Raw genomic sequence first — 21,483 nt, forward strand, 5'->3', positions numbered from 1 at the left:
TTCTCCACAAGCCTAGCATTTGCAGTGTTCCGGCACAGCCCGGGTCCATATTGAGATGATTTCTATCATGTCCTCCGCTGCATCATTCCGCACAGAAAAAGACCTGCTTGGCGTACTCGAAGTACCGGCTCAAGCGTATTACGGCATCCAGACCCTGCGAGCGGTGAACAACTTCCGTCTCTCCGGCGTTCCGATCTCGCATTACCCGAAGCTGGTAGTCGGCCTGGCCATGGTCAAGCAAGCCGCCGCTGACGCCAACCGCGAGCTGGGTCACTTGAGTGAAGCCAAGCACGCGGCCATCAGCGAAGCCTGTGCACGACTGATCCGCGGCGATTTCCACGAAGAATTCGTGGTGGACATGATTCAAGGCGGCGCTGGCACTTCGACCAACATGAATGCCAACGAAGTCATCGCCAACATCGCGCTGGAGGCCATGGGCCACCAGAAGGGCGAATACCAGTACCTGCACCCGAACAACGACGTGAACATGGCACAGTCGACCAACGACGCCTACCCGACCGCGATCCGCCTGGGTCTGCTGCTGGGTCATGACGCGCTGCTGGCCAGCCTCGACAGCCTGATCCAGTCGTTCGCCGCCAAAGGTGAAGAATTCAGCCACGTCCTGAAGATGGGCCGTACCCAGCTGCAAGACGCTGTGCCGATGACCCTCGGTCAGGAATTCCGTGCGTTCGCCACTACCTTGGGCGAAGACCTGGCACGCCTGAAGACCTTGGCACCCGAGCTGCTGACCGAAGTGAACCTGGGCGGTACCGCAATCGGCACCGGCATCAACGCCGACCCGCGCTACCAGCACCTGGCCGTTCAGCGCCTGGCCACCATCAGCGGTCACCCGCTGGTACCGGCAGCCGACCTGATCGAAGCCACCTCCGACATGGGCGCCTTCGTGCTGTTCTCCGGCATGCTCAAGCGCACCGCGGTCAAGCTGTCGAAGATCTGCAACGACCTGCGCCTGCTGTCCAGCGGCCCACGCACCGGCATCAACGAAATCAACCTGCCGGCACGTCAGCCAGGCAGCTCGATCATGCCAGGCAAGGTCAACCCGGTAATCCCGGAAGCCGTGAATCAGGTAGCGTTCCAGATCATCGGCAACGACTTGGCCCTGACCATCGCAGCCGAAGGCGGCCAGCTGCAACTGAACGTGATGGAGCCGCTGATCGCCTTCAAGATCTTCGACTCGATCCGCCTGTTGCAACGCGCCATGGACATGCTGCGCGAGCACTGCATCACCGGCATCACCGCCAACGAAGAACGTTGCCGTGAGCTGGTCGAGCACTCGATCGGCCTGGTGACCGCGCTGAACCCGTACATCGGCTATGAAAACGCCACCCGTATCGCCCGTATCGCCCTCGAAAGCGGCCGCGGCGTGCTGGAACTGGTGCGCGAAGAAGGTCTGCTCGACGACGCCATGCTCGCCGACATCCTGCGCCCGGAAAACATGATTGCCCCGCGTCTGGTGCCTCTGAAGGCTTAACCAACGCTGTAGCACCGCTCACCAGGTCGAGGGACTAGACACCTCTCACCTTTTGAGGGCTTGGAGATTTCTCTCCAAGCCCTTTTTTTTAACTTTTTGCAGTACTGCGTCATCTGTGGGGCAAGCCTTGCTCCTACAAAAGCAACACCCTCGTTTCGCTACATGCACCACAACCGTGCAGACGGACGGCACTGTCATCGGTATAGTGCCGCCCCTCTTCGCGTGAGCGGTCGTCGGTAGCGAGGCCACAACCCATGCGAAACCCGAACTAACAACAAACCCGCGATATGAATCCGGGACGAACTTCGCCTGATCCGTTATGCCGTGCGCGAACGGATGTAACACGATGTTTCTTCCTGGCCAGCATCTGCCTACACAAAAAACAGCGAGGAATAACCATGCTCGAAGTCATTAACGACTTCCTCTCAGGGAAAGTACTGATCGTGCTCATTGTCGGGCTCGGTAGCTACTTCACGATCCGCTCGCGTTTCGTTCAATTGCGTCACTTCTTCCACATGTTCGCGGTGTTCCGGGACAGCCTCAAAAGCAGCGCTGGGCAACTCAGCTCGTTCCAGGCCCTGATGCTCAGCCTTGCCGGCCGTGTCGGCGCAGGCAACATCGCCGGTGTCGGTATTGCCGTGACACTGGGCGGCCCCGGTGCCGTGTTCTGGATGTGGGTGACCGCACTGGTCGGCATGTCAAGCAGCTTCTTTGAATGCTCCCTCGGCCAACTCTACAAACGCACTGATTCCGACGGCACCTTCCGTGGCGGTCCGTCCTATTACATCCAGCACGGCCTGCAGAAGCGCTGGTTGGGAATGATCATGGCGTTCCTGCTGCTGATCACCTTCGGCTTCGCCTTCAACGGCCTGCAATCCCATGCCGTGACCCATTCGCTGAACAACGCTTTCGGCCTCGACACCACCTGGACCGGTCTTGGCCTTGCCGTTCTGCTGGGCCTGGTGTTCATCGGCGGGATCAAGCGCATCGCCAAGGTTGCCGACCTGCTGGTGCCAGTGAAAACCCTGGTGTACATCGGCGTGACCATCTACGTGATCGTGCTGCAGTTCGATCAGGTACCGGGCATGCTGATGACCATCGTGAAAAGCGCCTTCGGCCTCGACCAGGCATTTGGCGGACTGATCGGCAGCGCGATCATCATGGGCGTTAAACGTGGCGTATTCGCCAACGAAGCGGGCTTGGGCAGCGCGCCGAACGTGGCCGCGGTGGCCTCGGTCGAGCACCCCGTCGCCCAAGGCGTGGTTCAAGCGTTCAGTGTGTTCCTCGACACCTTCGTGATCTGCACCTGCACGGCCCTGCTGATCCTGCTCTCGGGTTTCTACACCCCGGGCTTCGAAGGCGATGGTATCGCCCTGACCCAGAACTCCCTGGCTGCCGTGGTCGGTGACTGGGGCCGGATGTTCATTTCCGTGGCGCTGGCGTTGTTCGTGTTCACCTCGATCCTCTACAACTACTATCTGGGCGAGAGCAACCTGCGCTTTTTGATCGGTGAAAACCGCAAGGCACTGATGGGCTACCGTGCGCTGGTTCTGGTGCTGATCTTCTGGGGCGCCATCGAAAACCTCGGGACCGTATTCGCCTTTGCCGACATCACCATGACGATGCTGGCGTTCGTCAACCTGATCGCGCTGTTCCTGCTGTTCAAGGTCGGCATGCGCATCCTGCGTGACTACGATGACCAGCGTGCCGCCGGCATCAAGACCCCGGTGTTCGATTCGAGCAAGTTCCCCGACCTGGATCTGGATCGCCAGGCCTGGCCAGCCAATCCGCCAGTCCCTGCCCAGGCTCTGAGCGAGCCGCAAGGCGTGACCGCAGCACAACGCTGATCGGTTAAAGTGCGAAACCCCATGTGGGAGCGGGCTTGCTCGCGAAAGCGGTGTATCAGACAGCACTAATGGCGCCTGACACTCCCTCTTCGCGAACAAGCCCGCTCCCACAGGAAATCCATCGTTCTCGGAGCCCCCCATGAATTCCTCGACCTACCCTGCCGCCCAGCACGTCATGGTGCTCTACACGGGCGGCACCATCGGCATGCAAGCCAGTGCCCACGGCCTGGCGCCGGCGTCCGGTTTCGAAGCGCGGATGCGTGAGTACCTGCACAGCCAGCCTGATCTCGTGGTACCGCAATGGCGCTTTCGCGAAATGTCGCCGCTGATCGACAGCGCCAACATGACCCCGGCGTATTGGCAGCAATTGCGTGAAGCAGTGGTCGATGCCGTGGACGTGCAAGGTTGCGACAGCGTGTTGATCCTGCACGGCACCGACACCCTCGCCTACAGCGCCGCCGCCATGAGCTTTCAATTGCTCGGCCTGCACGCGCGCGTTTGCTTTACCGGCTCGATGTTGCCGGCCGGCGTGACCGACAGCGATGCCTGGGAAAACCTCGGCGGCGCGCTGGTTGCTTTGGGCCAGGGCCTGGCTCCGGGTGTGCACTTGTACTTCCACGGTGAATTGCTGGACCCAACCCATTGCGCGAAAGTGCGCAGTTTCGGGCGTCATCCGTTCAAGCGACTGGAACGTCAGGGTGGTGGTGCGAAAGCGTCTTCGATTCCGGCGCAACTGCATTACAACCAGGCCCGGCAACAGGTGAACGTTGCAGTGTTACCGCTGTTTCCCGGCATCGGCGCCGAAATACTCGATGGCCTGATCGCCAGCGGTATTCAGGGCCTGGTGCTGGAATGCTACGGCAGCGGTACCGGGCCGAGCGACAATCCGGGGTTCCTCGCCAGCCTGGAACGGGCGCGGGACGTGGGCGTCGTGGTGGTGGCAGTCACGCAGTGCCACGAAGGTGGCGTAGAGCTGGACGTGTATGAGGCGGGCAGTCGTTTGCGGGTGGCCGGTGTGCTTTCAGGTGGCGGCATGACCCGTGAAGCGGCGTTCGGCAAGCTGCATGGTTTGCTGGGGGCAGGACTTGAACCCGCTGAGGTCCGGCGGCTAGTTGAACTGGACTTGTGTGGGGAGCTGGCCTGATACATCAAAGCTTACCCATCAGCCGGTTTCACACGCTTTAAAACTTTCCGCCAGATACATCAGGTGTCTGGCGGAAAACCTCGTCGATCAACTTACACCTTGTACTTGCAGCAACCCCGCCAGGGCCTCGGCCTCAACCGGCCGGCTGATCAGATAGCCCTGCACTTCATCGCAGCGCTCAGCTTTCAAAAATTCAAGCTGCTCCACCCGTTCCACGCCTTCTGCCACCACTTTCAATTTCAAGCCGTGCGCCATCGCAATGATTGCCCGGGTGATCGCCGCGTCTGCCGTACCCTCTCCCAGGCCCCGGATAAACGCCTGATCGATCTTCACGTAATCCACCGGGATACGCTTGAGGTAGCTCAGCGACGAATACCCGGTGCCGAAATCGTCGATCGCCAGCGTCACGCCCAAATCACGCAGTTGCTGGAACGTCGCGATAATGTGCTCGACGCTGTCGAGTAACTGGCTCTCGGTCAGTTCCAGCTCCAGGTAATGCGGCGCCAGTCCGGTTTCTTCCAGGACCTGACGCACCAGGCTAACCAGTTTGCCCTGACGCAATTGGTGCACCGACAGATTGACCGACACCCGAATTCCTTCAAGCCCCAGGCGCTGCCACTCGCAGGCTTGCCAGCAGGCCTGGCGCAAGACGAACTCGCCGATTGGGCCGATCAAACCGGTCTCCTCTGCCAAGCCAATGAAATCCCCCGGCGGCACACGTCCCATGGTCGGGTGGTCCCAACGCACCAAGGCCTCGGCAGCATTGAGCTTGCCCGTGGCGAGGCACAGCTTCGGTTGGTAAAACACCTTCAGTTGCTTCTCTTCGACCGCTTTGCGCAAATGATTTTCCAACTGCAGGCGCTCAAGGGTGCTGGCTTGCAAGCTATCGGTGTAGAACTGGAAATTGTTGCCCCCCAAATGCTTGGCGTGCTGCATAGCCATGTTCGACTGACTGACCAATGCGGATATTTCCCGGGCGTTGTCCGGCAACAGGCTGATACCCATGGATGCGCTGACCACCAGCTCATGACCGTCGACGGTCACCGGCACGCGCAATTTGGCCGACAAGCGAGTCGCCACTCGCGCCAGACTGGAGAGGTTGCCGTAGGCATTGAACAGGACAGCGAATTCATCGCCGGACAAGCGTGCGATGGTGTCTGCCTCGGGCAATGCGTTGACCAGGCGCCGGGCCATTTTCTGCAATAGCTGATCGGCCACCTCATGACCCAGGCTGTCGTTGAGCTGCTTGAAGCGATCCAGATTGATGTGCAACAAAGCCAGGCTGCGATAACCGCCCTGGCGCACCCGCTGATGCGCCTCGCTTAGTCGTTCGCGGAACATCGAGCGATTGGCCAACCCCGTGAGTTCGTCGTAATGGGTCAGGTAGCGCATGCGTTCTTCGGACTCTCGCCGTGCCGAGAGATCCGCGAAGAAGCCCACGATATGACTGACATTTCCCCGAGTATCGCGTACGGCGGTCAATTGCAGCCATTGCGGATACATCTCGCCATTCTTGCGGGTTTCCACCAGCTCACCCTGCCAATTGCCGTGCTGCTCCAGGGTTAAATGGATCGCACCGTAATGCCGGCGCGCATCGCGACTGCAGGGCAACTCGACCACGTTACGTCCGAGAATCTCCTCGATTTCATAGCCGGTGACCCGGCTGAAGGCCTGGTTGACCGCGATCACGGCATAATTCGGATCGAAAATCACAATGCCTTCGCTGGCGGCCTCGAACACGGTCGCCGCCAGTTGCAGTTGCTCTTCCTGGACCTTGCTGACACTGATATCGCGCCGCGTGCCCACCATGCGAATCACCCGACCGTTGTCGGCGCGTTCCACCGCCCGTCCGCGGTCCTCGATCCACACCCAATGGCCATCGCCATGCCGCACCCGGTATTCGATCTGGTAATCCTCGGTGCGCCCCTTCAAATGCTCGACCAACGCCCTCTTCAGTGCAGGAAGGTCATCGGGATGCAGGCGCGGTTTGAGGTGGCGCAATAATGCCGTCACCTGGTCCGGCTCCAGGCCGAACAATTCCTGGATCTGCGTGTGATGAACTTCGTCGGTTTGCAGGTTCCAGTCCCACAACCCCAGTGCGCTAGCCTTCAGTGCCAGTGCCAGGCGCGCCTCACTCTTGCTCAGCGCCTGGTTGGCCGCGTCCAGCTCCAGACTGCGCTGGGCGACACGGTTTTCCAGGTCAACCTGGATTTCGCGTAATTCGTCTTCGGCACGCCGACGCTGATCGATTTCCCTGGCCAGCTTCTGATTGAGCTGGTCGCTGCAGTTCTGCGCCTGCTGCAGATTCTCGATCAGCGCCTGATTCTGGAAGCGTCGCAACAGGCCGCGATCAATCAGCCGGTTCACTTGCCAGGCGACCACACTCAGCGCACCCAGCAAAATCAAGCCGAACCAGCCCCAACCGTGTTCGTCCCCACCCCAGAACATATAGGCAATGGCCGGCAACAGGCAGGGTAAGGTGAAGGACAGGAACGCCGGCAAACTCACCGCATAGGCCACACTGGCAGACAGCGCCGCAGCGCCGATCAGGCCAAAGACCCAGGCTTGTTGAATGAAGTTATCGGCGGGCACCAGAGCAATACCGGCGCCAGCCAGGGTCAGGCCCGTGAGGCCCGAGCCCAGTAAAAACATGCGCCGCCAGATCGGATGAGCCTGGCGGTTGGGAATCGCCGAATCGAAGGCCGCCACCTGGATCACCCGCAATGCCACCAGCGACAGTAACCACACCAGCCAGACACTGACCAGGAAGTAGCGCTGCGGACTCCAGAGCAATCCGGCGCAGACCAGGCCATTGATCAACATGAACAGCGTGGGCAGCAAGGAACCCTGATACAACAGACGCGTGCGTTCGACCGCCATTTCCATGGCGTATTGTTTACGAATAACCCGGGGCTCCACAGTAGGGCCCGACAGGTCGAAGCTGAGGTTCATAGGCAGTGTTCTTGTTCTTATAATGATGAGCATGTGCCCGAAACGTCGACGGAGCATACACAAGCCAATGCCCGGACCAAACTGCTCCCTGTCAAAAAACAGACCAAAGTATCAGCCGCCAGGAGTGGCAAAATGCCGTCAAACAGGCACGGCAAACGATTGCAGCCGATGACTGACCGGTCGTCCCTTGCGTAACTTTCATCGGCTAAAACGAAGCGGGGTTTGCCCGGGGTGACGCGGCCCCCTAGAATGGCCCGATGCGCGATGATCTCTCCCTTCTGCTGAATTCTCTCAACGATGCCCAACGCCAGGCCGTAGCTGCCCCCGTGGGTCGTCAGTTGGTCCTGGCCGGTGCTGGTTCCGGTAAAACCCGAGTGCTGGTGCACCGTATCGCCTGGTTGATCCAGGTCGAAAACGCCTCGCCCCACTCCATCCTGTCGGTGACCTTCACCAACAAGGCTGCTGCCGAGATGCGCCATCGCATCGAGCAACTGATGGGTATCAACCCGGCCGGCATGTGGGTCGGCACCTTCCACGGCCTGGCGCACCGCTTGCTGCGGGCGCACTGGCAGGAAGCCGGCCTGAGCCAGACCTTCCAGATTCTCGACAGCGACGACCAGCAACGCCTGGTCAAGCGGGTGATCCGCGAGCTCGGCCTGGACGAACAGCGCTGGCCAGCCCGTCAGGCCCAGTGGTTCATCAACGGGCAGAAAGACGAAGGCCTGCGCCCGCAACACATTCAAGCCAGCGGCGACCTGTTCCTGGCGACCATGCGCAGCATTTATGAGGCTTACGAGGCCGCGTGCCTGCGCGCCGGTGTCATCGACTTCTCCGAATTGCTGCTGCGCGCCCTCGACCTGTGGCGCGATCACCCTGGCTTGCTGGCGCACTATCAGAAGCGCTTCCGGCACATTCTGGTGGACGAGTTCCAGGACACCAACGCGGTGCAGTACGCCTGGTTGCGCCTGCTGGCCAAAGGTGGCGACAGCCTGATGGTGGTCGGCGACGACGACCAGTCGATCTATGGCTGGCGTGGCGCGAAAATCGAGAACATCTACCAGTACTCCGAAGACTTCCCGGACGCCGAAACCATTCGCCTGGAGCAGAATTACCGCTCCACCGCCGGTATCCTCAAGGCCGCCAACGCCTTGATCGCCAACAATACCGGGCGTTTGGGCAAAGAGTTGTGGACCGACGGCGGCGACGGCGAAGCGATCAACCTGTACGCCGCGTTCAACGAACACGACGAAGCTCGCTACGTTGTCGAAACCATCGAAAGTGCGCTGAAAACCGGCTTGGCTCGCAGCGATATCGCGATTCTGTACCGTTCCAACGCCCAATCGCGCGTGTTGGAAGAAGCCTTGCTGCGCGAGCGCATTCCCTACCGCATCTACGGCGGCCAGCGCTTCTTCGAACGTGCTGAAATCAAGAACGCCATGGCTTACCTGCGCTTGCTCGAAGGCCGTGGCAACGACGCCGCACTGGAACGGGTGATCAACGTGCCAGCCCGGGGCATTGGCGAGAAAACCGTCGAAGCGATCCGCGATCACGCCCGCCACAGCGATGTGTCGATGTGGGAAGCGATGCGTCAACTGGTGGCCAATAAAGGCGTTACCGGTCGCGCAGCCGGCGCGCTGGGCGCGTTTGTCGAGTTGATCGAGAACCTCGCCGCCAAGTGCATGGAAATGCCGTTGCACCTGATGACCCAGACCGTTATCGAACAGTCGGGGCTGATCGCCTATCACGAAGCGGAAAAAGGCGAGAAGGGCCAGGCCAGGGTAGAAAACCTTGAGGAACTGGTCAGCGCGGCGCGCAACTTCGAAAACAGCGAAGAGGACGAGGACCTGACGCCACTGGCGGCCTTCCTCGGTCACGCCTCGCTGGAAGCCGGCGATACCCAGGCCGACGAACACGAAGACAGCATTCAATTGATGACCCTGCACAGCGCCAAGGGCCTGGAATTTCCCTATGTGTTCCTGGTGGGCATGGAAGAAGGCCTGTTCCCGCACAAGATGAGCCTGGAAGAGCCCGGCCGTCTCGAGGAAGAACGTCGCCTGGCCTATGTCGGCATCACTCGGGCCATGCAGAACCTGGTGATGACCTATGCCGAAACCCGACGCCTCTACGGCAGCGAAACCTACAACAAGGTTTCGCGGTTCGTACGCGAAGTGCCCAAGGGCCTGATTCAGGAAGTACGGCTTTCCAACAGCGTCAGCCGGCCGTACGGCGGCAATCAGTCGATGAGCGGCAGCAACCTGTTCAGCGGCAGCGAGATTCCGCAGACCGGCTTCAGCCTGGGCCAGACTGTACGCCACTCAATCTTCGGTGATGGCGTGATTCTCAACTTCGAAGGCGCCGGAGCGGCGGCTCGGGTGCAGGTTAACTTCAGCGAAGGCAGCAAGTGGCTGATGCTGGGGTATGCCAAGCTGGAAGCGATCTAAAGACCGCCAGCGGACCAATGTGGGAGCGGCGGTGCGACGATTCGACTTGCTCGCGAAAGCGTCAGGTCAGTCGACATTGATAGTGACTGATCCACCGCATTCGCGAGCAAGCCCGCTCCCACAGGGTTATGCATCGACTGAACTGAAAGGAAACGACTCATGGGCTCAGGTTTCTTTTCTTCCTGGACATTCTGGGCTCTTTTATCCGCTGTATTCGCGGCAATGACCGCCATTTTTGCGAAGATCGGCGTCGAAAACGTCAATTCAGACTTCGCTACCCTTTTGCGCACGGTCGTGGTGCTGATCAGCCTGGCCTTGATTTTGTACGCCACGGGCCAATATCAGTCTTTAGGATCGATCTCTGCCAGGAGCTACGTGTTCCTGTTGTTGTCGGGCCTTGCCACCGGTGCGTCGTGGATTTGCTATTTCCGTGCACTCAAGGTCGGCCCGGCCTCACTGGTCGCCCCCGTGGACAAACTCAGCGTGGTGTTGGTGGCCGTGCTCGGCGTGGTCCTGCTGGGCGAGAAGCTTGATCTGCGCCAGTGGAGTGGGGTCGGCCTGATCACGGCGGGCGTCATCATGCTCGCGCTGCGACGATAGACATCCTTCTTACAGAACTTATCCACTTTTCCTACAGACCAAAGTTAACAAGCCCTATTGCACTGACTGAAGCTGAATGCAACCTGTCAGGCAAAAGCTCGAAACACTCTGCCGCTAGCCAGTAACACTTCAGCTGTGCAACATGGCGCGCGTGCCTTCCACAAATGGGAATTCCCTTTATGAAACGTTTTCTTAGCATCGCCATGGCGTTGTGCATCGGCTTGACGATGAGCCTCGACGCCAATGCCGCCAAGCGCTTTGGTGGTGGCAAAAGCGCAGGCGCTGCGCCGACGCACCAGACCAGCCAGATGGCTCCTTCTTCTCCAGGCATGGGCGGCGCTGCAGCGACCGCTGGTGCAGCCGGTGCCGCTGGCGCTGCAGCCAAGGCCGGTGGCGCTTCGCGCTGGCTCGGCCCTCTGGCCGGCATCGCCGCTGGCGGCCTGCTGGCATCCATGTTCATGGGCGACGGTTTCCAGGGCATGCAGATCTTCGACATCCTGATCATGGCGGTCATCGCGTTCCTGGTCTTCCGCTTCATCGCCGCTCGTCGTCGCAAGCAGCAGCCGCAAATGGCTCCTGCAGGCTACGCGCCGATGCAGCGTGAAGCGTTCGAACAGAAGCCTGCTGGCGGTTCGATCTTCGGTGGCGCGGCAGCACCGGTTGCCGCTCGTCCGGTAATCAACGCTCCGGCCTGGTTCAACGAACACAACTTCATCGAAGCTGCGCGCAATCACTTCCAGTCCCTGCAGCAACACTGGGACGCGAACGAAATGGACAAGATCGCCGAGTTCGTAACCCCGCAAATGCTGGAGTTCCTCAAGCGCGAACGTGCTGACCTGGGTGACGGCTTCCAGTCCACCTACATTGATAACCTCAATGTGCAACTGGACGGCGTAGAAGACCGTGCCGACAAGACCATCGCCACCCTGACCTTCAGCGGCGTGTCGAAGACCTCGCGTTTCGACCAGGGCGAAGTGTTCAGCGAAAGCTGGAACATGGAACGTGCACAGGGCGAAAACCAGCCTTGGCTGGTGGCTGGTATCCGCCAGAACGGCTGATTCCCCTCCGCGCTTCACTTGCTGTAATAAAAACCCCAGCCTCGGCTGGGGTTTTCTATTTCGCGGTTGCATCTATAGCGAGCTACTGTATAAACCGCCCCATATAAACCGCGCCATACAAGCAAGAGGATCCCGGACGTGGAAGAAATCATCGAACAACTGCGTGAAGCCAACGAACCGGTACCGGTCCCCTTGGAGTTGCCCGACGAAGATCTGCTGGTGGAAATCGAAGAACAACTGTTCATCGACATTCCGTTCGTCTTCAGGGAGTTCCTGCTGACTGTCAGCGACGTGGTCTATGGCAGCCTGGAGCCCGTCACCGTCACGGACCCGCAATCCCACACTTACCTGCCCGACGTTGCCGCCAACGCCTGGGATGCAGGCGTCGATCGCAGCCTGATCCCGATCTGCCAGGACGGCGACGACTACTACTGCGTCGAAGAAGACGGCACCGTAGTGCTTTGGCAGGCCGAAGAAGAGCTGATCGCCGAAGAAACCTGGGAATCGGTATGGCACTGGGCGCGGGACGTCTGGCTGGAAAGCTGAGCCGTTCGACGTCCCCCACATGATCAATGCCCCGGCGAATCCTTGTGGTTTTCCAGGGTATCGAGCAAGGCCACCTGCATCCGTGTGTGCACTCGGATGAACCAGCGCCAGAGCAACGCCGCTACGGCGGCCGCGACCACGGCGATCAGGACCAGCAACTTGTTGGTCGGCAGAATACTGGCCGACAAGGCTGCCAGCAGCAGGAAAATCACCAGCAGCGAGAGGATCGGGATCACTTCGGAGATCACCCGGCGCACTCGCTGCGTGTGACGACCCGCCATCTCCGGTTTGACGCCCATTTCCGCCAGCAACATCGACAACGCCTTGAGCTTGCGATACGCGGCAATCAGGAAAGGCAGCGACAGCAGCAGCGCGCCACCCCAGATCAGCGCTTTCTGCCAGCTCGAATCACTGATCCAGTCTTGCAGATAGGTAGACATGCCTTCGGCAAAGTAAGCGCCGGCGAAGAAGATCGCAATCACCAACGCCAGATTGACCCCCACCTGCAGCAAAATCCGCCGAATCATCGAAGCCAGCAACGCACCCTCGCCCTGCGGCGAAATACTGCGCAGCCATTCGCCATACATCCCCAACACACGAGCCAGCCGTTGCGGCATCACCGCGGCCAGTTTTATCGACAGCGGGTCGGCCGCGCGGATCAGATAGGGCGTCATTAGCGTCGTGAGCACCGAAACTGCCACGGCCACCGGATAAAGGAAGTTGCTGGTGACCTGCAGGGTCATGCCCAGCGATGCAATGATGAAAGAGAATTCGCCAATCTGTGACAGCCCCATCCCGACGCGAAGCGAAGTTCGTCCGTCATTGCCGGCGATGAAGGCGCCAAGGCCGCAGGACAGCATCTTGCCGAGCACCACCGCCACGGTGATCACCGCAATTGGCCAGGCGTATTGCAGTAAAATCATCGGGTCGAGCATCAACCCGATCGCCACGAAGAAGATCGCGCTGAACAAATCGCGAACCGGTTCGATCAAGCGCTCAATTTTCAGCAACTGACGCGACTCAGCCATGATCGCGCCAATCAGGAACGCACCGAGCACCATGCTGTACTCAAGCTTGACCACCAGCAGGCAGAATCCAAAACACAAGCCCAGCACGGTGATCAACAGCATTTCGTTGCTTTCGAATTTGGCCACGTAGGCCAGCAACCGCGGTACCAGCAAGATGCCAATGACCAGCGCGACGATCATGAACAGCGAAAGCTTGCCGACAGTGGAGAACACTTCGCCCGAACTGACCGTGCCGCTGACCGCGATACTGGACAGCAAGGCGATGATGCCGATACCGAGGATGTCTTCGACGATCAGTACGCCGAATATCAGCTGCGCAAAGCGCTGGTTTTTCATCTTCAGGTCATTGAGTGCCTTGACGATGATGGTGGTCGAGGAAATGGCCAGGATCGCCCCGAGAAATAGCGAGTCCATCGTGTTCCAATCGAACCAGCGGCCGATTTCGTAGCCGATCCAGATCATCAGAACGATTTCCAGGAACGCCGCGATAAACGCTGTGGCACCGACCTTGAACAGCTTGCGCAGGCTGAACTCCAGGCCCAGGCAGAACATCAGGAAAATCACCCCCAGCTCCGCCAGGGTCTTGATGGTTTCTTCGTCGTGGATCAGGCCGAATGGCGGAGTGTGCGGGCCAATAATGAAGCCGGCCACAATGTAGCCCAGCACCACCGGTTGCTTGAACCGATGGAAAAGTACGGTCACCACGCCCGCAACCAACATGATCACTGCCAGATCCTGAATAAAACTGATGGCATGCATGGCGTGGGCTCCTTGGGTGCATTGGCTTAATCATCGGACGCGGCGAAGCGTCCGATTCGAGCAGCGTAAAAGTCTGCTTTGCGTGTAGGACTTTTCCCTGGGTCCGGGCTTTTGCAGGGTAACACCGCGACTTCCGGCGAAAAGGCGGTGCAATATATGGAAACAGATCGATCAGGCGTGACGGCGGCCGCCCGCGCGGCGTCCCGATATCTGTTGGTTTGAAAAAACCGCTGAAGCGCCCGCAGAGGTGCGTCCCTCAAACCTTGCCTTGACCCGTGAGAACGCTATGGAACCCGGAAACGCCCAGCTGTCGATGACAGTATTGATGACCCCCGACATGGCCAATTTCTCTGGCAATGTTCATGGTGGCACCCTGCTCAAATACCTCGACGAAGTGGCCTACGCCTGCGCCAGCCGCTATGCCGGCCGCTATGTGGTGACCTTGTCGGTAGACCAGGTGATTTTCCGCGAGCCGATCCATGTCGGTGAACTGGTGACCTTCCTGGCGTCGGTCAATTACACCGGCAACACCTCCATGGAGGTGGGCATCAAGGTGGTGACCGAGAATATCCGTGAGCGCTCGGTACGCCATACCAACAGCTGCTTCTTCACCATGGTCGCCGTGGATGACCAGCGCAAGCCCGCCCCGGTGCCGCCACTGCAACCTCAAAACAGTGAAGACAAGCGCCGTTATATCCAGGCCCAGCAACGTCGTCAGATTCGTCAGGAGCTGGAAAAGCGTTATCAGGAAATCAAGGGCGACGCTTGAAGCAAAAGATCGCAGCCTCTGTAGAAGCTGCCGCAGGCTGCGATCTTTTCGCCGTAACTGGAACTACAAACTGATCGGCGTGGCCTCGAACCGCACGCGCGGATGGGTGATCCGGTCCTGAGCCCGAACCAATTCCATTTCGTAACTGGCGCAGGCCTGGGTCTCCAGCAACACTTCATGCACCGCCGACGCGGCGAATTCGAAAGCTGCCACCAAGCTATCGCCCAGCAGGACGCGGGCCAGGAACAACCCGGACGTCAGGTCGCCAACACCCACCGGCTGACGCGGAAACGCCAGCAGCGGCCGCTGCAGGTGCCAACTGCCTTCGGCCGTCACCAGCAACATCTCAAAGACATCGGTTTTTTTGCCGGGATAATCCAGGTGCTTGACCAACACCGCCGTCGGCCCGCGTGCCAGCAGTGCCCGCGCCATCGCCAGGCAATCGAACAGCGACTGCGGCTTGCGCCCCGAGAAGCTGTCGAGCTCCAGTTGATTGGGGCACATGAAATCGGCCACGCTGGTGGCCTCCTCCAGCAGGAAATCGCTGACTTCCGCCGGTACGCTGCAACCCTTCTCCGGATGGCCCATCACCGGGTCACACAGGTACAACGCCTTGGGATTGATCGATTTGATCTTCGCCACACCCGTCAGGATCGCCCTGCCCTGGGCTGCACTGCCGAGGTAACCGGACAGCACCGCATCGCAATTGCCCAGCTCGCCAATGGCCGCGATACCGTCTACCAGATCGGGAATCTGGTGCGGCGCCAATACGTCTCCCGCCCACTGGCCGTATTGGGTGTGATTGGAAAACTGCACGGTGTTAAGCGGCCAGACATTCACCCCGACCCGCTGCATCGGGAAAACCGCGGCACTGTTGCCTGCGTGACCGAACACCACGTGGGACTGGATAGCAAGCAGATGGGGTGTACGTTTCATGCGGTAAGTTATCCGTAAAACGATTGAAATTCGTGCCGCGCAGTATGCGACTAAACGCAGCCTGTACGACAGACCAACGACACAGTTAAGCTGACACTATCTTGTTGGAGCGCCCTGTAGATGCTGACCCTTGGAAATATTCTAGTGCTGATGCTTTTCGCTACCGCGGCTGCCTGGCTATGGCACAACCACGGCTTGCGCGAACACGCACTCGAGCGGGTCAAGCAGCATTGCGCCAAGCTTGGGATCGAGTTGCTGGATGGCAACGTAGCATTGAAAAAAATAGCGTTCATCAAGGATGCCAATGGTCGACGACGATTGGCCCGTGTGTATAACTTCGAATTCACCGTAACCGGCGAAACCCGCCACAACGGTACCATCACCCAATTCGGCCCACACAGCGCACAGATCGAACTGGCGCCTTATCCTGTGCCATTCGACGACACCGCCACGGTGGTCGATGTGGTCAAGCCGCGTGCCGAGGTGATCGAGTTGAGCCAGTGGCGGCAGGAACATACCAAGTGGCGGCCTTGAACTAACGCAACTGGCGATCCCTGTAGAAGCTGCCGCAGGTTCGGGCCGCGTTCGGACAATCTCTTGATCCTCACCCCAACCGACAGCCGTCAAGTCCTCGTTGCAGCACCTCAACATCCTGCATCTGACTGAAAATAAGCTCAATCCGCGAGTCCTGGCGCCATTCGCTGGACCGCCATTCCAGCGCCGCATTATCCAGCGCATTCGCCGACACCCACCCCTCGACGCTGTGGATAACCAACTTGGCCCGCCGCCAATCAAGGCCCGCGAGCCACCGAGCGATCCTGTCAGTGTCAAAGGTCTGGCTCGGATGCCAGCGCCAACCAATGCTCCAGCTGTCCTCCTGCGCCTGGCTCAAGCAAATCGGTAGCGCCGGATCGGTCCAGATCGCCGGCAACTGCGCCAACCCCTTGGGCGCCACGAAGTTATCCACACCCGCCACAGCCTGCGCGGCCAGGCCAGGCAATTGGCTCAATGGCAAGGCTGCATGGTGCGCCCAATACAATGGGCGTTCCGGCAACTGCGCGACAAGGCGTTGCCGAGCGATTTCATCAAGGTGTTCCGCCTTGTTCAACAGCAACAGGCCGGCACTCTTCAACGCCTCCTGTTGCGCCGGCGGGAGCGGCTTGCCAGCAGCCAGCGCCTGGGCGTCCAGTACCAGAATGCAGGGCTGGACACTCAGGACACCTTGCCACGGCGCTTCACGCAACTGCCGGAGCAACTGCGCCGGATGCCCCAACCCGGACGGCTCGATGAACAGTCGATCCGGTCGCGCCTTGCGTAACAAACGGCCGAGACCGACCTGAAACGGTGCACCGTTGACGCAACACAAACAGCCCCCGGCCACTTCACCCAGTGCGATACCATCGGCATCACGGGTCAGCAATGCGGCATCGATACCGATCTGTCCGAATTCGTTGATCAGCACCGCCCAGCGCTCGCCAGCGGGACGTTGCGCCAGCAGGTGGCTGATCAGGCTGGTCTTGCCGGCCCCCAGTGGCCCGGCGATGACATGGGTGGGTATGTTCTGCAACATGATCGAAGGTGTCTTGGGAGGTAAGAATGCGGTGGATAGGCGTGTCGTTGCTGCTGGCGCTCAATAGTGGCGAGGCGCTGGCCCAGGCTTGCGTGGTCCACAGTCAGGCGGAACGGCTTGACGTGAAAGTCTGCCAGCAAAACCGCAACATTCCGCAAAAACTCTTTGCCGATGGATTCTGCAAGCCAAGCCTTGCAGGGCAGAAAGTCGAAGTGCAGTACGTCGACCAATGCCCTGGTGGGTCGTTCGGCGTGTGCAGCAACGCCCAAGTCGCCAATATGCCTTACCGGCAGGATATTCACTATTACGGCGTTGCCACGGATGCGGCGTATTTGAAGCCGTTTTGCGAAGCCCAGAGCCAGGGAACCTGGCTCGAGCCTTGAGGATCAAGCGGCCTCTTCATACCAAGGGCCAAACGGATCAGGCAACGAGCACCAGCTCTCTGCGCCTGGCGCCATCTCTTCATCGCTCAACAGGCAATCGTCCAGTTCGGCGGCAAGTTGCGCGAAATCGACGTTCTGGCCGATGAACACCAGTTCCTGCCGGCAATCCCCACTATCAGCGTCCCAGTTCTGCAGGATGGCGGCGGTGCTTTCCTGATCCTGCGGCCACTGATCCTTCGGCACGAAACGCCACCAGCGCCCGGCAAAACCATAACGCATCATTCCGCCGGCCTGGGACCAACTGCCAGCATCCGTGTGTTTGCTCGCCAACCAGAAGAAGCCCTTGGAGCGCAACAGCTTGCCATTGAGCCACGGACCCTCGATGAAATTGAAGAAGCGTTGCGGATGAAAGGGGCGACGCGCGCGATAGACGTAGGACGCGATGCCATATTCATCGGTTTCCGGCACGTGTTCACCGCGTATTTCCTGCAACCAGCCCGGTGCCTGCGCCGCTTTCTCGAAGTTGAAACGACCGGTATCGAGGATCTTCTCCAGCGGCACTTCGCCCATGACCATCGGGATGATTAGCGCCTGCGCATTGAGGCGTTCAAGAATCGCCGTCAGCTCCTCGCGTTCTCGGCTACTGATCAAGTCGATCTTGCTGATCAGGATGACGTCGGCGAATTCGATCTGCTCGATCAACAGATCGGTGATCGCGCGCTCATCCCCCTCGCCCAGCGTTTCGCCACGGGACGCCAGGCTTTCGGCAGCCTGGAAGTCGAGCAGGAAATTCATGCCATCGACCACGGTAACCATCGTGTCGAGCCGGGCAATGTCGGTGAGGCTCTGGCCGTTTTCATCGCGGAAGGTAAAGGTCTCCGCCACTGGCAGCGGTTCTGAAATGCCCGTTGATTCGATTAACAAGTAATCAAAACGACCCTCCCGAGCGAGCGAGCCAACCTCCTTCAGCAAGTCTTCCCGCAACGTGCAGCAGATGCAGCCGTTGCTCATCTCCACGAGTTTCTCTTGCGCACGATTGAGACTGACATCGCGCTGGACTTCACTGCCGTCGATATTGATTTCACTCATGTCATTGACGATGACAGCAACGCGCAGACCATTTCTATTACGTAATATGTAATTTAGAAGTGTACTTTTTCCGGCTCCAAGAAAGCCCGAGAGGACTGTCACGGGAAGGCGATTTGGCATCAGAAGCTCCTCACAGGGTACCCGGTGAAATAGTCGGGCTTGTTTTAATGTTATCATATAACATTACACAACAAACTCCACGATGGACCTGCTCATGAATGCGCTGACTCTGCCGGATATCGCCGCGCAGGCATTACGCCAAGCCCTCCCATTGGAATGGGTGGGCATGTGTGGCATTGCTCTTCCTGTTTTACTCGACGGCAAAAAATTGCCCGCGACGGCCGACGCGGGCGTAAGCCTCGATAACGGCGAGGCGCGTGGGATTCATATGTCGCGGCTGTATCTGGGTTTGGAAACGCTTGAGCAAGAAACGCTCTCGCCCGGTCTGCTACGACGGGTTTTGCATAGTTTCCTGATCAGTCACGAAGGGCTAGCAAACAACGCCTACCTGAATATTCACACCGATTTGCTGCTGAAAAGACCGGCATTGCTCAGTCCTCTGTCTGGCTGGAAAAGCTATCCCGTCAGCATCGAAGCACGTTTGAAAAACCAGATGTTCCACGTGGAACTAAAAATGGCACTGCCTTATTCCTCGACCTGTCCTTGTTCCGCCGCGCTTTCCCGACAACTGATCCAACAGCAATTCGTCGATGATTTTGCGAACCGAACATTGCATCACGACGACGTACTTGCTTGGCTCGGCTCCCCTGAAGGCATTGTTGCGACGCCCCATAGTCAACGCAGTACGGCGCAATTGAGTCTGCGACTACACGAGAGCCTGGATGAATTGCCGCTGGTCGCAATCATCAACGACGCCGAGGCTGCCCTCGGCACCGCCGTACAAACCGCTGTCAAACGGGCTGACGAACAGGCGTTCGCCTTGGCTAATGGTCAGAACCTGATGTTTTGCGAAGACGCTGCTCGGCGCTTGAACCTGGCCCTGAAACGCTCAGCCGGCATCAGTGGGTTCCAGATACGCGTGATCCATGCTGAAAGCCTGCATGCCCACGATGCCGTCGCAGAGAGTCGGTGGAACTGGGAGGCCGCATAATCCATTTACAGACCTTGTGCGAGGATCTGCACCGAAGTTATAGCGCACATCAACAATCAATCTGCTGCGCGTCTACAGGGCTTTGTAGAACGAGTTTTGAGTGGGCACGACAAACGTCTACATGACAGCGGCCGGGGTTTGGATCTAAGGTTAAGCCGCTGACGCATGTGATCGAAGCATTCGAGAACAACAATCATGATCCAGATCACTCTGCCCGATGGTTCATTGCGTGAATATGATCAACCGCTGTCCATACATGAGGTTGCCGCGAGTATTGGCCCCGGGCTGGCCAGCGCTGCGGTAGCAGGTCGGGTGGACGGCCTGTTGGTGGACTGTGAGTTCGTGATCCGGGCCAATGCCAGGGTCAACATCGTTACGCCCCAGGAACCCGACGGCCTGGAGATTTTGCGGCGCTCCTGTTCGCTGATATTGGCGATGGCGGTCAAGCAATTGCATTCCCATGCTCAATTGCGAACTGGCTCGGCGTTGGGTGACGGGTTCTATTGTGAGTTCGCTGTCGAACGCCCAATGAGAACCGCTGACCTGCCGCTGATCGAAGCGCGTATGCATTCATTGGCGGCGGCCAACCACTCTATCCGCCGCAATCGCAACCACTCGCCCTCTTGCGCCGATCTGTCGCTGTATCGCCTGGGGAATACCGACTATGTGACGAGCGGCCCTCATGTGCCCACCACCAGGGTCTTACAAGCTTTCGCCCTCGATCACATCAACGGCACCTTGCAGCAACGCATCTATGGTACCTGCTGGTCCAGCCACCAGGAGCTGCAGCATTGGCGCCTGCCAGCCCATGTGGTGGTGGTCAGCATGGATGACCGGCAGGCAAGCTACGCACACGCGGTTACCGAACACTTGCGCCGCAGTGGCGTGCGAGCCTTGGCGGACCTGCGTAACGAAAAAGTTCGCCACAAGATTCGACATCACAGTCAGACGGTGCCGTACCTGGTGGTGGTTGGTGAACAGGAAAGAGCTGGCGGGTATGTCAGCGTGCGCAATCGCCATGGAGAGGATTTTGGCAGGATGAAGGTTGAGGCGGTGGGCGAGTGGTTGAGTCAGCCGGGGATTGGAGGTGGCTGAACGGACGTCTTCGCGGGCAAGCCTTGCTCCTACAAAAAAGCAAGGCTCGCCCGTTGATGTTTAGGCTCTTGGTTTTACGGTGCCACAGTCCTGTCCCAACCAGACCGCGCGGGTATCGAGGCTACCCTTCTGCTGGATGCCGGTGGCGTTGAACGTACCGTTGACCTTGGTGGTGAACTCACGATCGCTGAGGAAGGTGGCTACACCCGCGCCCTGTGCTTTCGGGCAGCTGAAACGGAACTTCCACTGGTTACCGGTGCGCTCGGTGATTTCCTGTTTGCACCCCGATTGTGGGTCGGTCAGCGGAATGTTGTCGCTCTTGACCTGCTCTGGCGTCAAGCACGCCCGAATCCCTTTGCCACCCATGGTGATGCCCTGTTTTTCCAGCTGCGCGCGCTGTTCAGGAGTCATCTGGCTTTGTATTTGACCCAGGATCAGTTGCAGATCCGGCAGGTTCTGGTCATCGACTTTCATGTTGCTCGAAGTCAATTCCCATAAACCTGGCTGAAGCATCTGCGCCTGAGCAGCTACAGGAAGTGCCAAACCAAATGCCATGGCCAAACCCAGCAGACGAACGTTCATCGAGTAACTCCTGATCAGTAGTGGCCGTTAGACGTCGCCGGCGGGCTTCGGTTCATGGGCCAATTAAATAGCGACATTCTG

The 21,483-nt window shown here is 59.1% G+C and carries 18 protein-coding genes; 12 read left to right on the forward strand and 6 right to left on the reverse strand.

The features are described 5' to 3' along the window. Positions 1–67: 67 nt before the first annotated feature. The 3 genes from aspA to QLG10_RS00685 all read left to right on the forward strand — a co-directional run bounded on the left by aspA (position 68) and on the right by QLG10_RS00685 (position 4,483). Entirely contained in the window at positions 68–1,492 is a 1,425-nt protein-coding gene (gene aspA, locus QLG10_RS00675; protein WP_020797941.1) for an aspartate ammonia-lyase, read from the forward strand. 398 nt (positions 1,493–1,890) lie between these two features. Then, positions 1,891–3,339, forward strand: coding sequence for an alanine/glycine:cation symporter family protein (locus QLG10_RS00680; RefSeq protein ID WP_110748271.1), 1,449 nt, complete (start codon positions 1,891–1,893; stop codon positions 3,337–3,339). Between the two features lie 139 nt (positions 3,340–3,478). Then, positions 3,479–4,483: an asparaginase gene (locus QLG10_RS00685; protein ID WP_188263363.1), complete on the forward strand. Its 1,005-nt coding sequence runs from the start codon at positions 3,479–3,481 to the stop codon at positions 4,481–4,483. Between the two features lie 87 nt (positions 4,484–4,570). On the opposite strand, the gene QLG10_RS00690 is transcribed toward QLG10_RS00685, so the two are convergent. Further along, positions 4,571–7,435: an EAL domain-containing protein gene (locus QLG10_RS00690; protein WP_110748277.1), complete on the reverse strand. Its 2,865-nt coding sequence runs from the start codon at positions 7,433–7,435 to the stop codon at positions 4,571–4,573. A 257-nt stretch (positions 7,436–7,692) separates the two neighbouring features. Between QLG10_RS00690 and uvrD the strand changes: the two genes are divergently transcribed. From uvrD to QLG10_RS00710, 4 genes are all read left to right on the forward strand, one after another. Continuing rightward, positions 7,693–9,876 carry a DNA helicase II gene (gene uvrD / locus QLG10_RS00695; RefSeq protein WP_188263362.1) on the forward strand — a complete coding sequence of 728 codons (2,184 nt, stop codon included), beginning with the start codon at positions 7,693–7,695 and terminating at the stop codon, positions 9,874–9,876. 159 nt (positions 9,877–10,035) lie between these two features. Then, positions 10,036–10,476 (forward strand): EamA family transporter, encoded by a 441-nt coding sequence (locus QLG10_RS00700; protein ID WP_110748283.1) that lies wholly within the window; start codon positions 10,036–10,038, stop codon positions 10,474–10,476. A 179-nt stretch (positions 10,477–10,655) separates the two neighbouring features. After that, complete coding sequence (locus tag QLG10_RS00705) at positions 10,656–11,534, forward strand: Tim44 domain-containing protein (RefSeq protein WP_110748286.1); 879 nt, start codon at positions 10,656–10,658, stop codon at positions 11,532–11,534. Positions 11,535–11,672: 138 nt separating this feature from the next. Next, positions 11,673–12,080 carry an SMI1/KNR4 family protein gene (locus QLG10_RS00710; RefSeq protein WP_003187120.1) on the forward strand — a complete coding sequence of 136 codons (408 nt, stop codon included), beginning with the start codon at positions 11,673–11,675 and terminating at the stop codon, positions 12,078–12,080. Between the two features lie 23 nt (positions 12,081–12,103). On the opposite strand, the gene QLG10_RS00715 is transcribed toward QLG10_RS00710, so the two are convergent. Continuing rightward, on the reverse strand, positions 12,104–13,867 hold the full coding sequence (locus QLG10_RS00715; RefSeq protein WP_179054955.1) for a cation:proton antiporter: 1,764 nt from the start codon (positions 13,865–13,867) through the stop codon (positions 12,104–12,106). Positions 13,868–14,153: 286 nt separating this feature from the next. On the opposite strand from QLG10_RS00715, the gene QLG10_RS00720 reads away from it, so the two are divergent. Continuing rightward, complete coding sequence (locus QLG10_RS00720; protein ID WP_083349923.1) at positions 14,154–14,636, forward strand: acyl-CoA thioesterase; 483 nt, start codon at positions 14,154–14,156, stop codon at positions 14,634–14,636. Between the two features lie 63 nt (positions 14,637–14,699). Here the strand turns inward: QLG10_RS00720 and pdxY are convergent, their stop codons facing one another. Further along, positions 14,700–15,572, reverse strand: a complete 873-nt coding sequence (gene pdxY / locus QLG10_RS00725) for a pyridoxal kinase PdxY (RefSeq protein ID WP_282485251.1) — start codon at positions 15,570–15,572, stop codon at positions 14,700–14,702. A gap of 120 nt (positions 15,573–15,692) precedes the next feature. On the opposite strand from pdxY, the gene QLG10_RS00730 reads away from it, so the two are divergent. Next, positions 15,693–16,106 carry a DUF3301 domain-containing protein gene (locus tag QLG10_RS00730; protein ID WP_020797952.1) on the forward strand — a complete coding sequence of 138 codons (414 nt, stop codon included), beginning with the start codon at positions 15,693–15,695 and terminating at the stop codon, positions 16,104–16,106. A gap of 70 nt (positions 16,107–16,176) precedes the next feature. Here QLG10_RS00730 and QLG10_RS00735 read toward each other — a convergent pair whose 3' ends face one another. After that, positions 16,177–17,142: a CobW-like GTP-binding protein gene (locus tag QLG10_RS00735; RefSeq protein ID WP_110748296.1), complete on the reverse strand. Its 966-nt coding sequence runs from the start codon at positions 17,140–17,142 to the stop codon at positions 16,177–16,179. Between the two features lie 26 nt (positions 17,143–17,168). On the opposite strand from QLG10_RS00735, the gene QLG10_RS00740 reads away from it, so the two are divergent. After that, complete coding sequence (locus QLG10_RS00740) at positions 17,169–17,525, forward strand: NADH:ubiquinone oxidoreductase (protein ID WP_110748299.1); 357 nt, start codon at positions 17,169–17,171, stop codon at positions 17,523–17,525. Between the two features lie 3 nt (positions 17,526–17,528). Here the strand turns inward: QLG10_RS00740 and zigA are convergent, their stop codons facing one another. Next, positions 17,529–18,734 carry a zinc metallochaperone GTPase ZigA gene (zigA, locus tag QLG10_RS00745; RefSeq protein ID WP_110748302.1) on the reverse strand — a complete coding sequence of 402 codons (1,206 nt, stop codon included), beginning with the start codon at positions 18,732–18,734 and terminating at the stop codon, positions 17,529–17,531. A 94-nt stretch (positions 18,735–18,828) separates the two neighbouring features. Here zigA and folE2 point away from each other — a divergent pair, with 94 nt between their 5' ends. After that, the gene (gene folE2 / locus QLG10_RS00750; protein ID WP_110748305.1) at positions 18,829–19,725 is read left to right on the forward strand and encodes a GTP cyclohydrolase FolE2; all 897 of its coding nucleotides are present in this window, start codon (positions 18,829–18,831) and stop codon (positions 19,723–19,725) included. A 195-nt stretch (positions 19,726–19,920) separates the two neighbouring features. Beyond that, positions 19,921–20,820, forward strand: coding sequence for a His/Gly/Thr/Pro-type tRNA ligase C-terminal domain-containing protein (locus tag QLG10_RS00755; protein ID WP_110748308.1), 900 nt, complete (start codon positions 19,921–19,923; stop codon positions 20,818–20,820). A 60-nt stretch (positions 20,821–20,880) separates the two neighbouring features. Here the strand turns inward: QLG10_RS00755 and QLG10_RS00760 are convergent, their stop codons facing one another. Further along, positions 20,881–21,402, reverse strand: coding sequence for a DUF3617 domain-containing protein (locus tag QLG10_RS00760; RefSeq protein WP_020797958.1), 522 nt, complete (start codon positions 21,400–21,402; stop codon positions 20,881–20,883). Positions 21,403–21,483: the final 81 nt, after the last annotated feature.

It is taken from the genome of Pseudomonas sp. V98_8 (genome assembly GCF_029967975.1).
Taxonomy (GTDB): Bacteria; Pseudomonadota; Gammaproteobacteria; order Pseudomonadales; family Pseudomonadaceae; genus Aquipseudomonas; species Aquipseudomonas umsongensis.

What these genes read in the sequence shown, in the direction of transcription:
- aspA (WP_020797941.1), top strand. Translation starts at nt 68, where the DNA reads ATGTCCTCCGCTGCATCATTCCGCACAGAAAAAGACCTGCTTGGCGTA.
- QLG10_RS00680 (WP_110748271.1), top strand. Translation starts at nt 1,891, where the DNA reads ATGCTCGAAGTCATTAACGACTTCCTCTCAGGGAAAGTACTGATCGTG.
- QLG10_RS00685 (WP_188263363.1), top strand. Translation starts at nt 3,479, where the DNA reads ATGAATTCCTCGACCTACCCTGCCGCCCAGCACGTCATGGTGCTCTAC.
- QLG10_RS00690 (WP_110748277.1), bottom strand. Translation starts at nt 7,435, where the DNA reads ATGAACCTCAGCTTCGACCTGTCGGGCCCTACTGTGGAGCCCCGGGTT.
- uvrD (WP_188263362.1), top strand. Translation starts at nt 7,693, where the DNA reads ATGCGCGATGATCTCTCCCTTCTGCTGAATTCTCTCAACGATGCCCAA.
- QLG10_RS00700 (WP_110748283.1), top strand. Translation starts at nt 10,036, where the DNA reads ATGGGCTCAGGTTTCTTTTCTTCCTGGACATTCTGGGCTCTTTTATCC.
- QLG10_RS00705 (WP_110748286.1), top strand. Translation starts at nt 10,656, where the DNA reads ATGAAACGTTTTCTTAGCATCGCCATGGCGTTGTGCATCGGCTTGACG.
- QLG10_RS00715 (WP_179054955.1), bottom strand. Translation starts at nt 13,867, where the DNA reads ATGCATGCCATCAGTTTTATTCAGGATCTGGCAGTGATCATGTTGGTT.
- QLG10_RS00720 (WP_083349923.1), top strand. Translation starts at nt 14,154, where the DNA reads ATGGAACCCGGAAACGCCCAGCTGTCGATGACAGTATTGATGACCCCC.
- pdxY (WP_282485251.1), bottom strand. Translation starts at nt 15,572, where the DNA reads ATGAAACGTACACCCCATCTGCTTGCTATCCAGTCCCACGTGGTGTTC.
- QLG10_RS00730 (WP_020797952.1), top strand. Translation starts at nt 15,693, where the DNA reads ATGCTGACCCTTGGAAATATTCTAGTGCTGATGCTTTTCGCTACCGCG.
- QLG10_RS00735 (WP_110748296.1), bottom strand. Translation starts at nt 17,142, where the DNA reads ATGTTGCAGAACATACCCACCCATGTCATCGCCGGGCCACTGGGGGCC.
- QLG10_RS00740 (WP_110748299.1), top strand. Translation starts at nt 17,169, where the DNA reads ATGCGGTGGATAGGCGTGTCGTTGCTGCTGGCGCTCAATAGTGGCGAG.
- zigA (WP_110748302.1), bottom strand. Translation starts at nt 18,734, where the DNA reads ATGCCAAATCGCCTTCCCGTGACAGTCCTCTCGGGCTTTCTTGGAGCC.
- folE2 (WP_110748305.1), top strand. Translation starts at nt 18,829, where the DNA reads ATGAATGCGCTGACTCTGCCGGATATCGCCGCGCAGGCATTACGCCAA.
- QLG10_RS00755 (WP_110748308.1), top strand. Translation starts at nt 19,921, where the DNA reads ATGATCCAGATCACTCTGCCCGATGGTTCATTGCGTGAATATGATCAA.
- QLG10_RS00760 (WP_020797958.1), bottom strand. Translation starts at nt 21,402, where the DNA reads ATGAACGTTCGTCTGCTGGGTTTGGCCATGGCATTTGGTTTGGCACTT.